Annotated in this window: 15 protein-coding genes and 1 pseudogene; 5 read left to right on the top strand and 11 right to left on the bottom strand. The window is 46.3% G+C overall.

Annotation, left to right across the window (positions count from 1 at the left end; all coding sequences use genetic code 11):
• Positions 1 to 41: 41 nt before the first annotated feature.
• Positions 42 to 2,558 carry a TonB-dependent receptor gene (locus ICL80_RS02610; protein WP_194214579.1) on the bottom strand — a complete coding sequence of 839 codons (2,517 nt, stop codon included), beginning with the start codon at positions 2,556 to 2,558 and terminating at the stop codon, positions 42 to 44.
• A 376-nt stretch (positions 2,559 to 2,934) separates the two neighbouring features.
• Positions 2,935 to 3,441 (bottom strand): magnesium chelatase subunit ChlI family protein, encoded by a 507-nt coding sequence (locus ICL80_RS02605; protein WP_194214578.1) that lies wholly within the window; start codon positions 3,439 to 3,441, stop codon positions 2,935 to 2,937.
• Between ICL80_RS02605 and ICL80_RS02600 the strand changes: the two genes are divergently transcribed.
• A complete protein-coding gene (locus tag ICL80_RS02600; RefSeq protein WP_194214577.1) occupies positions 3,435 to 3,680 on the top strand; it encodes a helix-turn-helix domain-containing protein in 246 nt (81 codons plus the stop codon). The two genes, ICL80_RS02605 and ICL80_RS02600, sit on opposite strands and share 7 nt — an antisense overlap.
• A 9-nt stretch (positions 3,681 to 3,689) precedes the next feature.
• On the opposite strand, the gene ICL80_RS02595 is transcribed toward ICL80_RS02600, so the two are convergent.
• A complete protein-coding gene (locus ICL80_RS02595; RefSeq protein ID WP_194214576.1) occupies positions 3,690 to 6,320 on the bottom strand; it encodes a calcium-binding protein in 2,631 nt (876 codons plus the stop codon).
• A 93-nt stretch (positions 6,321 to 6,413) separates the two neighbouring features.
• Positions 6,414 to 6,929: pseudogene (locus ICL80_RS02590) on the bottom strand (magnesium chelatase subunit ChlI family protein); the annotation flags it as partial.
• Between the two features lie 74 nt (positions 6,930 to 7,003).
• Here ICL80_RS02590 and ICL80_RS02585 point away from each other — a divergent pair.
• Positions 7,004 to 7,363, top strand: a complete 360-nt coding sequence (locus ICL80_RS02585) for a helix-turn-helix domain-containing protein (protein WP_194214574.1) — start codon at positions 7,004 to 7,006, stop codon at positions 7,361 to 7,363.
• A 30-nt stretch (positions 7,364 to 7,393) separates the two neighbouring features.
• On the opposite strand, the gene ICL80_RS02580 is transcribed toward ICL80_RS02585, so the two are convergent.
• From ICL80_RS02580 to ICL80_RS02565, 4 genes are all read right to left on the bottom strand, one after another.
• Complete coding sequence (locus ICL80_RS02580) at positions 7,394 to 7,621, bottom strand: hypothetical protein (protein WP_194214573.1); 228 nt, start codon at positions 7,619 to 7,621, stop codon at positions 7,394 to 7,396.
• Positions 7,622 to 7,760: 139 nt separating this feature from the next.
• A complete protein-coding gene (locus ICL80_RS02575) occupies positions 7,761 to 8,396 on the bottom strand; it encodes a hypothetical protein (protein ID WP_194214572.1) in 636 nt (211 codons plus the stop codon).
• 430 nt (positions 8,397 to 8,826) lie between these two features.
• Complete coding sequence (locus ICL80_RS02570; protein WP_194214571.1) at positions 8,827 to 11,544, bottom strand: type IV secretory system conjugative DNA transfer family protein; 2,718 nt, start codon at positions 11,542 to 11,544, stop codon at positions 8,827 to 8,829.
• 6 nt (positions 11,545 to 11,550) lie between these two features.
• On the bottom strand, positions 11,551 to 11,952 hold the full coding sequence (locus tag ICL80_RS02565; RefSeq protein ID WP_194214570.1) for a hypothetical protein: 402 nt from the start codon (positions 11,950 to 11,952) through the stop codon (positions 11,551 to 11,553).
• Positions 11,953 to 12,101: 149 nt separating this feature from the next.
• On the opposite strand from ICL80_RS02565, the gene ICL80_RS02560 reads away from it, so the two are divergent.
• Genes ICL80_RS02560 through ICL80_RS02555 form a run of 3 tightly spaced genes read left to right on the top strand, consistent with a single transcriptional unit; the run spans position 12,102 to position 13,540 of the window.
• Positions 12,102 to 12,881, top strand: coding sequence for a DNA/RNA non-specific endonuclease (locus ICL80_RS02560; RefSeq protein WP_194214569.1), 780 nt, complete (start codon positions 12,102 to 12,104; stop codon positions 12,879 to 12,881).
• A gap of 11 nt (positions 12,882 to 12,892) precedes the next feature.
• Positions 12,893 to 13,177, top strand: coding sequence for a hypothetical protein (locus tag ICL80_RS18265; protein ID WP_380083345.1), 285 nt, complete (start codon positions 12,893 to 12,895; stop codon positions 13,175 to 13,177).
• Positions 13,178 to 13,210: 33 nt separating this feature from the next.
• A complete protein-coding gene (locus ICL80_RS02555; RefSeq protein ID WP_194214568.1) occupies positions 13,211 to 13,540 on the top strand; it encodes a hypothetical protein in 330 nt (109 codons plus the stop codon).
• Here the strand turns inward: ICL80_RS02555 and ICL80_RS02550 are convergent.
• The 3 genes from ICL80_RS02550 to ICL80_RS02540 all read right to left on the bottom strand — a co-directional run bounded on the left by ICL80_RS02550 (position 13,537) and on the right by ICL80_RS02540 (position 18,095).
• On the bottom strand, positions 13,537 to 14,718 hold the full coding sequence (locus ICL80_RS02550; protein ID WP_194214567.1) for a type IV secretory system conjugative DNA transfer family protein: 1,182 nt from the start codon (positions 14,716 to 14,718) through the stop codon (positions 13,537 to 13,539). The two genes, ICL80_RS02555 and ICL80_RS02550, sit on opposite strands and share 4 nt — an antisense overlap.
• Before the next feature lie 64 nt (positions 14,719 to 14,782).
• Entirely contained in the window at positions 14,783 to 14,926 is a 144-nt protein-coding gene (locus ICL80_RS02545; RefSeq protein WP_194214566.1) for a hypothetical protein, read from the bottom strand.
• A 166-nt stretch (positions 14,927 to 15,092) separates the two neighbouring features.
• On the bottom strand, positions 15,093 to 18,095 hold the full coding sequence (locus ICL80_RS02540; RefSeq protein WP_194214565.1) for a TrlF family AAA-like ATPase: 3,003 nt from the start codon (positions 18,093 to 18,095) through the stop codon (positions 15,093 to 15,095).
• Between the last annotated feature and the right edge of the window lie 86 nt (positions 18,096 to 18,181).

Genomic DNA, 18,181 nt, shown 5'->3' with positions numbered 1-18,181 from the left:
TCTAAGGGGCGCCTCTTTAATTCTGGTTCTCAGCTAAAGTCCTAGTAGCTATAGGACACCCGCAAACCAAATGTGCGTGGCCGGTTTATAGAGATACGCTCACGGTCAAAATACAGGTTATTGGAAAGCTGTGCCCGCTCATCAGTCAGGTTTTCACCGTAAATTTCAGCAGACCAGTTTTCCATTATAATGCCAAAAGACATGTTCATCAGGAAGTAACTGTCCTGTTCTGCGCGGTTGATAAGGACGATATCACTATAAGACGACGCCGAATAGGTGATGCGCGGCATAACATAGGCCCGCATGTCATCATTCAGATCCCATGCGTAACGCGCCCGCAGGTTCCCCTGGAAAGACGGTGCATTTGCAAGATCTTCACCCGGCCCAGCAATCGCCACACTAGCGCCCACCAACTCCTTAATTTCTGTATCAAGAATGGAGAAGGCACCACTGATAGTCAGGCCTGGCACTTCGGTTGGTGCGTAGGTCAGGTCGCCTTCAACCCCTTTAATTTCTGCATTTGCTGCATTGTCAGAGAAAAAGAGGTTCACAATTGTCGGGTCAAAGATTGTGGTTTGCAGATCTTTCACCTCAACATAGAAGGCATTTCCGTTAAACCGAAGCTGATTTTCAAACAGATCCAGTTTCCAACCAAATTCATAATTTACTACTTCATCCGTACGGATAATCGCCGGAACAGCACCGCCGCCCGCACCCGCTGGGCGGTTAGGAAGGCCTGGGCGGAACCCTTCAGAGTATGTGAAATAAATGAGAGTATTCTCATTCGGTGTCCATGAAATGTTTCCTTTAAACACCGTGCCCTTGGCTTCTGCGCCTGTCGGCACTGTTACCCCATTAATAACCTGTGTTCCATCAAACTGGGTGTCAAGGTTGGTGCCAAAATCATTCACATCTTCTTGATAGAAAAGATTATTGAAAGACGAGTTCGCACTACCCTTCAGGCGCACATCTACATCATGCCAACGCACACCGCCTGTGATAGAAAGCGTATCAGGGATAAGATCATAGGTGACATCAGCAAAGAGGCCCTTTTGCACATCTGTGCGCGTGATATCATTAAAGAAGATCACACCAAGAGGGCGTGGATTAGGGTCACTGACAGATGAACCCGGTAACGGTCCATTTTGCGGGAACCCTATTTCACCGGGCGCATAGCCTGCAACGAACCGAGATCCCGGATAGGTAAAGTTATTGTTTTCAACAATTTTCTGGTCGCTATAAAAACCACCAAATGTTGCTTTCAACCGATTTTCCTCAGGAGTCACAAAGCGCAGTTCGTGCGTCATAACTTCTGTATCTGTTGTCGAGTTCACATAAAGATTTGGTGGCTGACACGTACCGGACGGGTCCGCCGCGCCAGGGTAACTAACAGACGCATCACAGATATAGTATGGCAAATACTGCCCTACAAACAGATAGTCTGTATAATCAACCGTTTGCGCTGTATCACGGTTCAAGAACGCCCCTGAGTACACCATTTCCAGCATACCAAGACGGCCTTCAACAGTAAGAGAGGTGTTGTCAAAGTCATCAACAATTTCATCAGGCGAGAAACGTTGAACCGACAGATCGTCCGGGTCATCAAGCTCAGGATCGATGAAGAACACCCCTTCTGAGTCAATACGCTGTCGTGTGTGAGTGGCTGTGACAGTCCAGTCTTCATTCACTTCATACAGAGCACTGACGCGAAACCCCGTGTAAGACGCATCATTGAAGTTTTCTTCCACATGCTCAAGATTGTCTGCATCAAGGAACGTGACAGCGGACAGATCCGCTCCCGCTTGAAAACCATCAGATGTAAGAACGCCGTTCGGGCGAGCCGTCGAACTGGCAAAGCGCGCACTGTCCGCGGCCGAACGGGTACCGTAAACATTGTCGATGTATCCACCCTGATTATCATTGTAGAAAACACCACGGAGGGCGAATTTATTTTCGATGATCGGATAGTTGATCATCGCTTCAACCTTTTCGCTCATCTCACCACCTTTGGTGAATGAAACACCCGCGCTTATACTGGCTTCAAAAGTACTAAGGTTTGGCTTGTTGGTGATAAGGCGGATGGTACCAGCTTGGGAACTCGCACCGAACAGAGTACCTTGCGGCCCCGGTAGTACTTCCACTCGGTTCAGGTCAGCTGCATAAACATCAAGGTTACGGCCAACTTGTGTCACTGGTTGTTCATCAAGATAAAGTGCTACGTTCGGTGCAAGACCCGAGACACCGGCCACAGTAAGGTGCGGCGTGGTGGACGAAAGACCCCGGATATAAATTGTACCCTGACCCGGGCCTGACCCACCGGAAGAAACCCCCGGCAGCTCAAGCAGGTAATCCGTAAACACATCAACGTTTAAGTCTTCCAGTGTTGTACTGCTCATCGCCGTTACAGCAACAGGAACATCCTGTGTACTTTCAGCACGTTTAGTTGCCGTTACAATAATTTCTTCAACCTCCGCCTGGACAGCCCCAGATAAAACTGCCGTTCCAGCAAGTGCAGTGGTTAGCGCAATGGCAGATGCGCCTGAATATTTATACGCCACAATAGCCTCCTCTGGTTGTTAACGCGCAAACGTAACAACGCATTGTGTATGATTAAAATAATTTGTATTCGAACTATTTATAGGGGGTCAAAGCACGTTATGTAACCCTTTGCAACAATAATGTGTTATAAAACAATGTATTGTGCTGTATATATGCAACAAGATGGTTTTTCAATTTCATTGATTTCTAACTAATTTACCGCAACAAACCACACCATACCTAAGTAGTGACAGCCTTCTCATCAGGTTACGGACTGGTAATGTTTGGTGAGTTCCTCTATTAAAAATGGAGAAAACTGGAAGCGTTCACAAAAGAAACGGACATATCCCTAAATTCAAGCGCCTAATCATATAATCAGGTTAATATCTGGCTCTATTATCTTGAAGCAACCTGCGGTGTGATGCGCCGGTAGGCGAGGGCCTCGGCGATGTGGGGTTGGGTGACGGTGTCGCTGCCCGCTAGGTCAGCGATAGTGCGGGCAACACGCAGTACGCGGTGATACCCGCGCGCAGACAGGCGGAAGTGATCAACAGCTTTCTCAAGCATCTGTTTGCCACCTGCGTCAGGCGCGGCAATTGCTTGCAGGTATGCCCCATCAGCATGGGCATTCAGAAAGACATCTTCCTTGCCTTCAGCTTCAGCGCGGCCGTGCTGGCGCTCGCGCGCCGCTGCTACACGGGCGGCAATAACAGATGACGGTTCGCCGGTTGACGGCAGTGATAAGTCAGCGGCCGACACCGCCGGTACATCCATAAATATATCAAACCGGTCAAACAAGGGGCCTGATATTTTCGCCTGATACTCCGCCGCGCACCGGGGCGCACGACCACACGCCATCGCAGCATCATCCAAATACCCACAGCGACAGGGGTTCGTTGCCATCTTACAATTTCAGGCTTTCTGTAGAAAAGCCAACACCTTACCCAAAACACCCCACCACAATCGGGGAACATATCCTCAAAAGGCGTATGGAACTGGAGTTACGCCAAAAGGATGTTGAGAAGCTCGTGAATATATCAGCCAGAACAATCATGAACTGGGAGAAGGGCTACTCCAAACCAAGCGCCAAACATTATCCAGCTATTATAGACTTTCTTGGGTATAACATGACTTTTCGTTAAACAACGGCATCAAAATTCGTATGTTATATTAGCTAGGTCATTCACGGAAAGGCCATTTAGGGTGACGCTACCGCCGCCTCCTAAGTCAATGATGACATTCCCCCCACTATTGGTTGCAGCAGCCTGAACATCAGCCGCGGACTGAAAGTCTGTTACAGTGTTGACAAGCCCCAGAATATCATCACTGACGCTGAAGTCTGTTACTGTGTCGTCCTCGTGTCCTGAAGCAAAATAGAAAGTGTCTGATCCGGAACCTCCAGTGAACTGGTCATTCCCGCCACCGCCAAACAAGGTATCGCTGCCCACGCCGCCATCCACAACATCAACGCCGCCACCGGAATACAGCTCATCATTGCCGGAGCCCCCAGCGATGGTGTCATTACCAGCCCCTGTATAAACAAGGTCATTACCAGAACCACCATCCACGCTGTCTTGACCGTCTCCCGGACCGCCATAAACCGTATCATTGCCACCAGCACCGTAGAGGCTGTCATTCCCCTCACCGCCGCCAAGGACATCCGCCCCACCTGCGCCGTACACAAGGTCATCCCCAGACCCGGACCATATCTGATCAGCATCTGTACCTGTGGTAATTTCCTCACCAGCATCAAACAGGCCATTGTCACTTACAGCACTATCATCCCAACCGCCCCCGATAAGCGTGTCATTTCCGGACCCGCCGTAAAGGACATCGCTGCCGTCATCCGAACTATCATTCACGCTGCTATAGTGAATGGTGGAGCCATCATTAATACCACCCCCCACAAGGAAGTCGTTCCCGGCGGCGCCGCCCAGAGTATCAGCACCGGCACCGCCTGCGCCAAAGTCATACCCGGCATCGCCAGAGCCTGCCCAGAGAGCATCAGCCCCAGCACCCCCTATCGAGACATCATCCCCCGCATTCCCACGCAAAACATCATCCCCAGCACCTCCATCAAGAATGTCGTTGCCTGCATTGCCAACAATGGTGTCCGAGCCGTTACCGCCCAATATCATGTCATTACCAGAACCCAATATGAGTTTGTCATCTCCATCATGACCTTCCACTCGGCCAATAACAACGCCATCCGAAGATAAAAGAGTATCGTTTTCACTACCTCCGTAAAACGCAATATCCCCTTGAATAACGCCTGTATTATGTACCAAAACAATACTACCATAACCAATAGTCACAGCAATATCTACACCACGAATCAAGCCGCTATTCTCCAGTGTTCCTCCATATTGACGTAGAGCGATGCTACTTCCTATTATGCTTCCTTGGTTATTCAATGTGTCCGTTATAGAAACCTGCACACCGCGTTCATCAAAAGTACTGATAGTTGACTTGGTATCCAAATCAAGTCGTTGGACGGTACTAAATCCACTTGAAGAGACAGTAATATGCGCATCCTCTAGCGAGAACAACCCGGGGGTCTCCTCATCTCCGTAAAAATAACCTCCCATATCCATGGAGCTTAACACAAGTGTCCCATGTATAATTGTCGTACCCGCTCCAAGAAAAGATATCCTTTCAAACCCTTTGAACACATCCGCATCAAATATTACGGTACCAGAAGATAGGCCACTAGTAATGCTAAGCTGATCAACACCTGCTCCTGCATCAAAGCTGCCAGATACATCCGAAGTCCCACTGAAAAGTAATCTGTCATCACCTCCACCAAGATCAACATTACCTTCTACCTGGCCTTGTCGCAGGTCTAATAAGTCCCGGCCACCTCCGAGTAAAATATTTCCTTCGATCAGGCCTGTATTGGTAATTTGCGTATCCCCTAGTCTACCTTGGATTGCAGCTTCTGTGGAACGAATTGTCCCAGAATTTTCCATGAAGAAAACAGATGCGGTATTATCTGATGTAATAACAGCGGAGGCATTCGCTCCCTGCGCTTCAATCAGCCCTTCATTACGAACAGGATAAAAAGAACCACCCATCCCAAAGCTAACCGTAAAACCGCCATCCTCAGTTGAGCGTAATGTGCCAGTATTCAGAAAAGAATAAAACGTTTCGTTAATTTGCACCGCACCAGCATCACCCTCTATAAGGCCATGATTTACAAAAATAATCTCTGCACCACTAGAATATATTTCTGGTCCAAAGTACGCTCCTACCCCAGAGGAGATAATCTGCCCTGAAGCTTGATTTGTAAATTCTACCGAGTCTGCTTTAATTCCAATTGCATTGCTTCCACCAACAGCCTCAACACGACCTTCATTAGTGAAAACTGTAACATCCCAGCGCTCCTGACCTTTAATCCAAACGCCAATTGACTCATAAAAACTGGAAGATGTTATGGTACCTTGATTTATGGCTTCTCCATCCTGATGCAGGACCATACCAATAGCTGTTGCAGATGTTCCAAGAGCTGTTGCGCTAACAGAACCTGTATTTAAGACTGTAAAGGGGCGCCCTTGCTCCCAAATACCTACCGCAACATCGAATACTTTTTGGGATATTATAGATATTGTGCCATCGTTCTCAATAATACCACTTGAGAGCTGTTCGATAACATTACCTTCTGGCTTAGAGACTTGACCACTGGAGGTAACAATAATTGTAATGTCATTAGTGTTACCACTTGAGTAACCATTTGTTTCAACGCCATCAATAGTTACTGTATCGCCTTGAGAAACCTGACTCATTTATATTCCCCCATTCAGTGTTTAACCTGTTGTCTATTATCACACACCTCAAGGGAAACAACCCGGTTTAAACACAGCCAATACCTATCATCTTTATCCCACCGCTCTTATACTTGCAGCTTGTGGGTTTATGCGGCGATAGGCGAGGGCTTCAGCGATGTGATCGCTGTGTACTGTTTCGCTCTCTGCAAGGTCTGCAATGGTGCGGGCAACACGCAGTACGCGGTGATACCCGCGCGCAGACAGGCGGAAGTGATCAACTGCTTTCTCAAGCATCTGTTTGCCGCCTGCGTCAGGCGCAGCAATTGCTTGCAGGTATGCCCCGTCAGCATGGGCATTCAGAAAGACATCTTCCTTGCCTTCAGCTTCAGCGCGCCTCCTTTGCCGGGCGCGGGCCACTGCCACACGAGCGGCAACCACTGCCGACGGTTCTGCGCTGGATGGCAGTGATAAGTCAGCGGCAGATACCGCCGGTACATCCATAAATATATCAAACCGGTCAAACAAGGGGCCTGATATTTTCGCCTGATACTCCGCCGCGCACCGGGGCGCACGACCACACGCCATCGCAGCATCATCCAAATACCCACAGCGACAGGGGTTCGTTGCCATTTTGCAATTTCAGTCTTTCTATAGAAAAACCAAAGACTTACCCAAAACACCCTAAGACCATTGGAGAGCATATGCTCAAAAGGCGTATGGAACTGGAACTACGGCAAAAGGACGTTGGGAAGCTCATTGGGGTGGGAAACTTCACGATTATGAACTGGGAAAAGGGTGATGCACAGCCAAGTATCAAGCATTATCCGGCTATCATCTCATTCCTTGGATATGAACCGTTTCCAGAGCCAGTAACGCTTGGGGAGAAGATTAAGGCATATCGTTTACGGCATGGTGTTAGCATTAAAGAGCTGGCGAATGAGCTTGGAATAGATGAGCATTCTTTGGCTAGGCGAGAGCATGGTCAGGTCTTAATTGACCCAAATGCTGTGAATATAAATGGGATTGTGGGAAAGTGGTTCAATATAAAACAACCTGTCTAGCAGACAGGTTGTATAGTTTCTATATAGTGACTAAGCAGGGTGTTCTCGATAATATTTTTCTCGTTGTGCGCGCTCGGCTTCAAGGTCTTCTCTCGTGAGATATCGACCATTCTGAATGCTGACATTACCACGAGCAAGCCTACTGACAATAAGCCTTTGACTATTGTGGAGTTGCCTTTGAACACGTTTAGACTTAGCGGATATACCTTTGCCAAACAAGCCACCTATAATCATCTGAAGTTTATGTAGTCCATACATCAGTAAGTCCTCCATTGCTTGCATATCATTATATAGTCAAAACAAAGAACACTTCAAGAACACACGCCTTCTATTTGCGTCTTAAAAAGCATATTGTTCAGTCTTTATCATATAATATTTATTGTTTTTTATCAATTGGTTATGGGCCTTTAAGCAATTGGGCAACACCGACTAACAAACCCAAGGCAGCCAAAAAAATACCTGCCGCAGTGTACAAACTTTTACGACGATTGCTTTTACACTCAGAATGCAAACTCTCAATGGTTAATGGGTCACTCATGAGCGATAAATATTCTAGAACTTTTGGATAATAGTTTTTGAACATATCGCCATAATGTTCATCAATATTATCCCGATCTTTCCGGGAATCTGTTTGACAACGGTCAATTTCTTTACCTAAAGCAAGCATATCATCGTGCTTTGGAAGCGTTTTTCTGACCACACTAGGCGTAAACTCTTTCCTTAAAACCATATAATCCGCATGTAATTGACCCCGCACAGCATCCATGACGTCATGTTTAGCTTTCAAGCAAGAAAAGTTTGCATCCCGAAGCTTATCTCTGATTACCACCTTCACATCATCAGAATTATCTGAGTGTACACCAGATATCAATGCAAGGTATATTTCTGACATATACCGTCCTGCATACCTCAACTCGTTAATAGCCGGTATAACAGTTTGATTGCGTATTCTTTCCGCCTCTTTTACGTAACCTTCGACCTCAGAAAGGTGAACAAGATATTCCTCCACACTTTTCTTAAAATCAAAATCCATAAAGAGCTGCCAAATTTACGCTGTATGTTCTCGGTAATATTTGTCGCGTTGTGCGCGCTCGGCTTCAAGGTCTTCTCTCGTGAGATATCGACCATTCTGAATGCTGGCATTACCACGAGAAAACCTGCTGACAACACCCCTTTGGCTGTTGTACAGTTTCCTTTGAACACGCTCCACCCTACTAGAAGTAGTATCCAAAAACATGTTTCCAACAAGTCTGGAAAATTTTGTAGTGATCGCCTTTTTCATCTCATGTTCTCAAGTTTTGGCTGATAAAAATTAAGACATTTCTCAGCTCGAAAGCGTGGCGTGTAACACAAAACAAAGCAATTTACAAAGACATTTCAAGCAAATGAACCACACTTGCCATAAAGAATCGAAGCATTTCTGATTCGTTCGATTCTAGATTCGCATCTTACGATTCCACCTGTCAATACTTTTTTTTAACTAAAGACCTCCCAATCACCTTCGCAATCGCTTTCTTCCGTTCTTCCGCATCACCTGCTGTCTTAGTAGAACGAGATACCTTCACCTTATACCCTCGCACCGTGGTTTCTTCCGGTTCAACGGTCTGTTCATCCAGAAAAGACAGTGCCTCAACAGGCAGCAGGAAGGACACTTTCTGCACTTCCCCACCTTCTAACTGTGAAGATATGTAATCTTGCAGGGCTTTGACCCGTTTCTTTTCTTCTGCCACCACCAGTATCTGCTCATAACCGGCAGAGAGACACTTTAGTACATTCCCCAGTTCATGCTCTACGGTAGTGGTTACAGAGACTTCGCAGGCTATTTTCTCTTCCCCTTTCTCAAGGGATATATCTATCCGTCCTTTTCCGTCAGGTGTTGGTTTCTCTATAACCGTTCGCCAGCCCCGTTCCTCGGCACACCGTTTAATCAAAGTCTGCATGTAGATGTGTTTCTGCCCACCTTGCCCCATTGGTGCGGGTTCTATGGGAATGGTTCTGCGTTTCCGCTTGGGGGTGTCTGGTGACGGCTTAGGCGGCGTGGGTTCTGGGGTGTATGCGGTGTGCTTTTCTGCCTGTTCTGGCTCTACCGTCTCAGTAACAGCGGTTTCTGTGACACTGTATGCCTCAGTGAGCGGTACGCAGTATGTGTCACGGTTTGCGTCAATGAGGGCGGTGTATTCTTCACCAGAGAGAGTTGGTTGCCGCTCTACTGCTCCCAGTGGTACATAGAGGGTAACGGGCTTTCCCGTTACGTTTCTAATCCAACAGGCAAACTCTGTCTCGTCTTTGTGCTTGCGGATACCTTGCAGGTATTCCGTCTTACACCGCATTTCTTCAGAGAATGCTTTTGCATCCTTGGCACTGACCCCACCAATGAGTTTCGTGCTGGTGTTGGTCATCATGGTGGAGCGTAGAGACGGGCTTAGCTGGTCGAGCGTCTGGTGTGCCGAGGTGAGGGATACCTTGTACTTGCGGGCTTGTATCAGGAGGTCGCTGACATTCTCATCAAAGTATTCATGGGCTTCATCGACATAGACAAAGCAGGGTGTCCTCTCATCTGCGGGTATGGTTGCTCGTTCCATTGCGGCTTGAACAATCATACTGATGAAGAACCGCCCTAACACTTGGCTACCGTCAGACTTCAGCAAATCTTTAGCCGTGTTGATGAGGATAATCTTGCCGCTATTCATGGCATCGAAGAGGTCTAGGCTACTTTCCTTCTGGGAGAACATGCGGTCAAGCGTAGTATGCGAGAGTACACTCCACAGACGACGGGCAATCTGCTGCTTGGTAGGGGCAAAGGACTTGCTGAAAAACTGTGTCTCAAAAAACTGGCGGGTCGTGGGGTCTAGCTGCGGCAGATACTTCCGAAACGATGCAGCGTCCTCCATGAGTTCTCGCATGGTGTGAATGGTGGCGTTTGGTATCACCAACATCAAGCGAGCAAGGTATTTGAAGATGACCCCCTGCTTATCGGTCAGCTCTGCACCAAGGAGTGCGCCGAACATATAGGTATAGAGGGATATGATGCCATTGAGCAGCTTCTCCCGTTCAGCAAGCGAATACCCGTCCAAACGACCCTTGTTGCAGTCAAACATATTGAGAGCCATCGGAAACTCGACATCGTTTGGGTCTACAAGGACAAAGCGGTCTTGCAAGCTTCCTTCGGTATCTGGTGCAAAGAGTGCCAAGTGGGACAGGGTACGAATGAGGTCGCCTTGGCTGTCTATCACAATCACTGACCGCCCATCCTCTGCTGCCTTGAGCAAGTCCTGATAGATTAACAGTTGAAGCAGTTGTGTTTTGCCATGCCCGGTGCCACCGAGAATATGGCAATGTTCAAAACGTGCGTCCTCTGGAATGGGGAACGGCAGCGGGTACATTAAAAACAGTTCAAGGGCTGTGCCACCAAAGAAGGTCTGGGCTAACTCTGTGGTGGATTTCTGAGGACAGTCTGCCGGTGTCAGGAGTTTCTTTGTTGGCGGCTTTTGTGTGTGTCGCTCCACACCAGATAGTTCATATACATTGTCTGTGAGGCGTTCAATGGTAGTGGAGAATAGGCCGCTATCGAGCATTTCGGCAGTGAAGAAACTAAAGAATACTCCATGTATCACATCAACAGGGTCGTCAAACAAAGTTACTAATGGGACAGTGAAAACCGGCAGGTCGTCATCGCCTGATGTTTTCGATAGAGCATCTTCAGGCAAACTTTTTAGAAGTGCCGCAGCCATGTACACCACGAAGGAACGCCACTGAATTATCTGTTTTTCCCCATGCTCATAGAAACGGATACAGGCACGATAACGATCCCGCATATTGGCCCGTTCGGCGAGCGTTTGGTACTCTGACCATGTGAACGTAGGGGCATCCCAAAAGTATTCTTCATGGGTCAGCAGTTCGATGAGGGTGTAGATTTCAAGAGAAATGGCTGGCGAGTGTACATCTGCAAGCCGAGCTGCGTCCACCACACAGTCTACAATGAACTCATTGCGATCATGTGTTGCAAAGGGTGATGCCTCATACCGAGCGAGTGCTTCTTGGTACAAGGCATGGGTTCGTTCATATTCCGATACCTCAAGATGAAAGAGGGACGCTATCCCCCGCCACACCAACACAAAGGGTGCGGCGAGGATATACCATACGCCGTTTGGTATATTGAGGTTGTTCGATGACTTTGCCACGAGCTGTTACCCAGCAGCGACAGCCCCGTCAAACGATATGACCTCTTCACCACCAAACAGAGTGGATGCATCAAGCACTTGCTTGAAGAGTTCACTGGCTTCGATGATTTGCTCTTCTATGGCAAGCATCTCAACCACATCCTTACATTCAAGGTTAATCCCTTCCATAAGACTACCAACCGTGATGTGTGTGTTGAGTGACTTGATAGCCATTCGTGATGCAAGCCCCAGAAGGCCACTGCCACGATCTTCAATCTCATAATTTTTATAGAGAACGGTGCTGCTCAGTTTGTATTTCTGTACGTTTGCCGCCTCTTCCTCGGTAAGCTTTGCCCGTACACTGAGTGTAAAAATGATCTTTGAGCTGAGCATGCCAGACTTCTGGCCACGCCGTACAATTAGTTCCATGATAACCCCCGTTATGTGCATCAGTTAAGGTGTGGACTCAAAACTGCACGGGAACTGTACAAAGAATACTACCCTGAGGGCAATAAATATGTATGATTACTTCATTGGAGTTGTGAGTCGTGAACAACTTTTAGATTGGGGGACTATCCATGCGACGTGCTTTTTCATGCCTCGTATCGGCGTTTATTACACTGATACTCTCTACCACCGCCTTTGCCGGTGAAATCCATATTGTCCATTGCCTGAAGGGGTGTCCAACCGGCACACCGCAGAGTAATGACCTTATCGTCAGAGAAATCTTTGCTCTGTCATCCAATGACACCACCAAGTTTGCAGACTGGGTGGCGTACCGTGTGACCTCTGAGACTATTGGTACATCAAAGTCTCTGAATAGGGACTGGGAAGCAGACCCGCTTTTGGATGATGCAGAGACCCTCGAACCAGACGATTACAAGTCTGCCTTCGGTGACCTCAAGACAGACCGTGGACACCAAGCACCACTGGCAAGTTTTGCAGGCACGGTATTCTGGCGGTCTACCAATATTCTCTCCAACATTACACCCCAGAAAAGCGACCTCAACCAAGGGGCGTGGGTGGCACTGGAAAGTGCGGTTAGGGATGTAGCGTACAAACGGAAGGAAATCTATGTGGTGACAGGGCCGCTCTACGACCCGAACGAAAACCAGATGACGCTACCCAAGGCAGATGAGACACACACTGTTCCCACTGGATACTTCAAGGTGGTTGCAACAGAAGCAGGAGCAATGACTGCCTTTGTGTTTGATCAGGACACTGACCGGAACGCCAACTACTGCGACCACATCAAGCCACTTTCAGATGTGGAAACCCTGAGTGGTCTCGACATATTCCCAGAAGCGTCTGCTACATGGGCAAACGGTGACCTCAACAGTGACCTTGGCTGTCCGTAGGGAGATACATAATGAAACGCATACTAATAGCTACGCTTTCGATTTGTCTGTTTTCTATACCCAGTATTACTGACGAGAAAAAGCTGACCGATGACGAAATACGTCAGGTTTTGATTCAGCAATCTATATCACACTATCCGGGCAACTGCCCCTGTCCATACAACAGAGCGTCTAATGGAAGTATGTGTGGGAAGCGGAGTGCGTATTCCAAGCCCGGTGGGTATAGCCCCTTATGCTATCCATCCGATGTGTCAGATGGCATGGTGGAGACGTTTCGGAAACAAGTCACCCGATAATCTTACAATCAAAAACATCATAGGAGGTTTTTTATGAAACTTAAAATCACATCAACTGTATCATTACTGTGCGCTATATTGGTCACCCCTATCGTTCATGCAGGAGAATGGAGAACGGGTAAAGGGGCAACAATTGAGAATGCTCTTCTGGAAGCAATAGATAAACTCAACAATAAAAGCGGGATAATATGTATCGATCGCAGAACTAAAAGTTTCAAAACTATATGCAAATCTAATGGCCCGCTTTATTCAGTACGCATGCACGGAAATTATCATAAATGTGATGGAGATGACCCAGATACTGCCTGGATTAAAAGAGAAGCGTCAAAACTACAGTTGCAGGCAAAGGTATGCACAAATTAACAACGGCCGTCCGTTGCTGCCCCAAACGGCCTCGCGGGACACCCGTCAATCATTAACCGAACAACAGCGTTATAATTCGGCAGGTTCAGCAAATCTTCCTGTGTGATGTCAGGGTAAAACTCACGGGCAAGGTACGGAGCATCCTTCGCTCCCACCCTGAAGGATATAAGCGTTCCTGCATTCCCCAGTATGGCATTCCGTATGTCGGTATCGATACCTTCAAGGTACTGGCTGGCAACAGTGAGAGAGAGCCGTTGCTTGCGGAGTTCTGATGCAGCATTAGCAACGCTTTTGGTGCTGAAGTTCTGGAACTCGTCTATAAAGAGGTGGAAGGGTCTACGGGTTTCTTCTGGTATGTCCGCCCTACTGAATGCTGCTATGGTGAGCATAGAGACGATAAGGCTACCCAAGAGTGATGAGGCATCCTCGCCTACACGTCCTTTGCTCAAGTTAACCACTAACACTTTGCCTTCATCCATAATGGAGCGGAATGAGAGTGGGGTTTCTGGTTTCGTAAGCACCCTATGAAGCATAGGGTCTGAAAGAAACGCCCCCACCTTGTTTAGTACCGGACCGATTGCAGCAGGACGGTCAAAGCCGCCAGCCTTGAAGTCTCGTTCCCAGAATGTCCGTACTTGCTGGTTGGTAATCTTTGGAATGACTGCTGCACGATACTTGGTATCGGTCAGTATGCGTGGGATGTCTGCAAAGGTGCTTTCGGGTACTTCTAGGAGAGCGAGAATACAGTTACGGAGTAGGTGTTCCATGTTGACGCCCCAACTGTTTCCTGAGCCTCCCCACATTTTTTTGAATACTTCAAGTACACCAGAAGCCACCAGTGGACGTTGTTCTGGTCGTACATAGCGGAGTGGATTATACCCATAGGGTTGCTGTGGGTTTCCTGCATCAAAGTATATAAGGTCTTGTTGTCTGCATGGAGGTATAGCGGCGGCAATACGCTCGGCAAGGTCTCCGTGTGGGTCTATGAGAGCCAGCCCTCGAAAGGCGTCTATATCCTGCCTTATCAGGTTTTCTATGCAGGTGGTCTTCCCTGTTCCTGTCTTACCTAGCACCAGTGAGTGGAAATGTCTGTCCGCCTGACGAATACCGAACCGCTTGAGCTGTCCTCGAAAGTTGCTACGGGCGAAATATGAAATGTCTAGTGATTGGCGGAGCATTAAAGCAATTGTCGTAGCAACCTACATCGTCCGCTAGATGACATGAAAAGATACAAAACTAGCATCAGCCCACCAGCCCCTGAAAAAGGGTCAATAACTCCTCGACTGGGACACCGACTGCAAGCAAGATAACGGCAGACAAAAAGGCAACACCAAGCACAATAAGGTAGGCTGGGCCTTCATAGATCAATTTTACAGGATGTTTCATGACTCATTCCGTTCAGCAAAAGAAAATTCGTTCACGGTGTGAGTGTGACTATAAGAGCGCCCTTAGGGGGCGCTGTAAAGTGTAATTTTTGGTTTGCGAATGAGTTAGTATCAAAATCCTTTTGATTGCTTAAAAACAGTTTTGATTCTCAAGAGTGTTAAGTAAATTATCGTATGTGGTATTTAAGTCGCCTTTGAACAAAGGCTGGCCGTGACCCCTCAAGAACTTTTACGATATGCCCATTCGTTTTAGGATTCTCAATAGCACCACTCTCATATAGAAACTTGTAATTTTTATGCTTCTCTAACTTTACAAATAAAATCTGTTCTGCATCAGCACCAACAGCAAGGTTAGGATTATGTGTTACAAGAATTACCTGCCGAGACTTTTTAGCTTCTCTAATACATGTAGCAAGAACTGAAAATATACTATCGTTATCTAAATTGTCTTCTGGTTGATCTATTATGAGCGGCGTTTTCTCCTTATCCAAATGCAGGTAAAAGACTAGAAGTAAGAGACCTTTCTCGCCGGGAGATAACTGGTTCAAGTTTTTACCGCCAAGGCGTAACTCATACTTCGCATCAAAAAACTCAAAAGAAAAAAGGAAGTCATACAATTCTTTAATGTTTTTAACTTGTGCCTCAAAAGGGTGTTTTTTCAGGGTCTCAATAACCTCATTGATAAACACCAAAATGCTATCCGCATCATTCCAATTAACGTCTGCCATGATGCTTTGTAATTTTTTTCTACCCGCTTCTGTTCCTCGAAACTCGCCTACAACGGCTTGATTAACAAAGTGGAAGAAGGTTTCCTCAAATCCACCCGTCGGCACAAACGAGGCATCAATCGTAACGGTAAACTCATCAGTGTTAATGTCTGCAAGACGTGTTTCAACACGCTTTTTTAATCCTTCATAAAACGACCTTACTTTGGTTTTTGCTTCAAAGATGCCTTTTGAGAGAGTTTCTCTCTCTGCAACTTTATCTTTAATTTTTTGTGTAAGTACGTTTTCAATTTCAGACAACTGGGCCTTGAAATAATTAATCGTTCCAAGCTGAGGAGATGCAGGGTCGCCTTTTAACTCTTGTAATTTTGCAGAAATCTCTTTCACACTTTGCACATACGTCTGGTATTTTCGGTGAGGCGCAGAAAGGGTTTCTTTTAATGCTTTAATTTTAGTTTCAACAAACTTATGTGCAGCGTGTAAATCTGGAATACTAGATATTTTTTGAAAGTCAGTTTTTTCATCAATCGTGAGATTATTGTCCTTTACTAAAGCGCCTATCTCTTGGGACACATCACTGATTTTTTTATCTATGCTGGATGTATCAATATTGTATTTGAAAATGTTATCAGCATCTAATTGAAGTTCATTACAGAGCGATACAATCTCTGCACGCCTTACAGTTAACGAAGAACTCAAACTGGAAACAGATTCCTTTAAGTCTACTAATTTTTGGCGGTTGACCTTCAGTGAAGACAATTGGTTTGCAGCCGCCCTGCCTTTCAGTACAATACCACTGAGTACATCCCCTGCTACAGTTAGTTCTGTATTTATTTCCCTTTGTTCCTCGGTTTCCTCAGCGGGCTTTGGGACTTCCTTAGGCTTTGATTGTTCGAGCGCATGGCGCTCATCTTCTTTAGCTTTAAGTTGTTTTTCTATGCTTTTCTTAAAGGATGGGGCAGCCTTTTTCTCCAATTCAACTATCTCGATGTTCAATTCACGAATTTTTACTTTCAAGGAACTGATATCTTGTTTTGCCTGAGTGGTCTTGAAATCCTCTAAGTCCGCAAAACTAGATTTACCCATCCGGTCTGAATCTTCAACATGGGAAAAAACTACGTCCTCAATTTCCCTACGAAAGTCATTAACCTCTATCTCGTTTGTAAGTGTTTCAAAATAATTCTGAGGGAGGTATTTGACTCTCTCCGGACTGGTCGGGTCTATAGACAAATCCAAGGCCCGTTCCTGCTCCGTACCATTTTTCCACGTGAGTTTTCCTAAAAAGTTTTCTGCATAACCCTTAGTGCGGAATTTCTTATTCCCACGGCTATTTGCAAGAAAAGAGAAATTCGATTCTTGTCGAGAATCTCCTAAAAGAGCAATGATATCAGCGATAGCACTTTTACCACTGCCCTTATTACCAATGACAGCCGTCAATTCAGGATTAAACTCAATGGACACATTTTCAAACCAAACGCCATTTGCACCTGAATACCCAGCTATTGGAGAAATTTCTAACTTTGAAATAAAACGAGTGGCTTCACGAGACTGCTGCACTAAAACACTTGGAGTATCTCCAATGTATACTCGTGCCTTCGGCTCATAAAGTGTCTGAAGTAACCCTCTAAAAGTCGTATCCGCCTTAACCCATGTTGGTGGGAAGTTCCGCTCATCACCAGTTAACCGTTTCAGGTCATCAAAAGAGTGGGCGTCACTGCCACTAAATACCGGCTTCGGCAATGCTTCAGCATCATCTTCGTATCGAGTAGTCTGCAAAAAGTAATTTGTATTAATTCCTGAGCCAAAGAACGCATGACTAGCTTTATCAAGTTCATCTGAAATGGAAAGGCTACGGCTAGATTGTGTATCAGCCATCCGTAATCCATCGTTATTCGCTGCGGTAACAATCAAATACAAATTTTCATTACCAAAAGTATCCTTGAGAGCCTTTTTTAAGTCTCTCATGCTGATGGTTGCTGCCTCATACTGCTTGCCGGAGAGGTTGCTACATTTAACATCTACGTCACCTTGAGATATATGTGTCGTAAGTGCAGTCAAAAATTCTGAGAATTTACGTTCATTGCAAACTGCGGGATCATGATCAAAAATAACATGGGTATGCACATGCTTACCGCTTGAACTAATGTTATCAGTAAGCCTGAACTCAATATTTGGAAAAAATACCTTTTGTCCTTCGGGGAACTTTTTTTTGTACCTCTTGATGGTCTCAAAATATGAGTCAAAGCAGAAGTAATCGGTTATCCCAAAAACTTGGACTTCCGAATCTTCCAAGGCTTTCAGATAAGCATCCCAAGTTTCATCATCTGTATTGCCATTCTCATCGACTTCTCCGCCATATGCATCAGAGAGTTTTGTTCCCGGAGAATGTAAGTGCAAGTCCCAGCGTCTCCACACTGAACCACATGTTTCTTTGACGATACTCATAATGATTTCCCCCAATAAATCTGAATACCTTTATAATAACAAACATTCCCTATCATGCACTATTGTTCAAATATCCTAGACAAATT

This window comes from Kordiimonas pumila, assembly GCF_015240255.1.
In the GTDB taxonomy this organism is placed as follows: domain Bacteria; phylum Pseudomonadota; class Alphaproteobacteria; order Sphingomonadales; family Kordiimonadaceae; genus Kordiimonas; species Kordiimonas pumila.
Note: the sequence above shows the minus strand (reverse complement) of the source record. Positions and strands in the feature narration are given on the sequence as shown.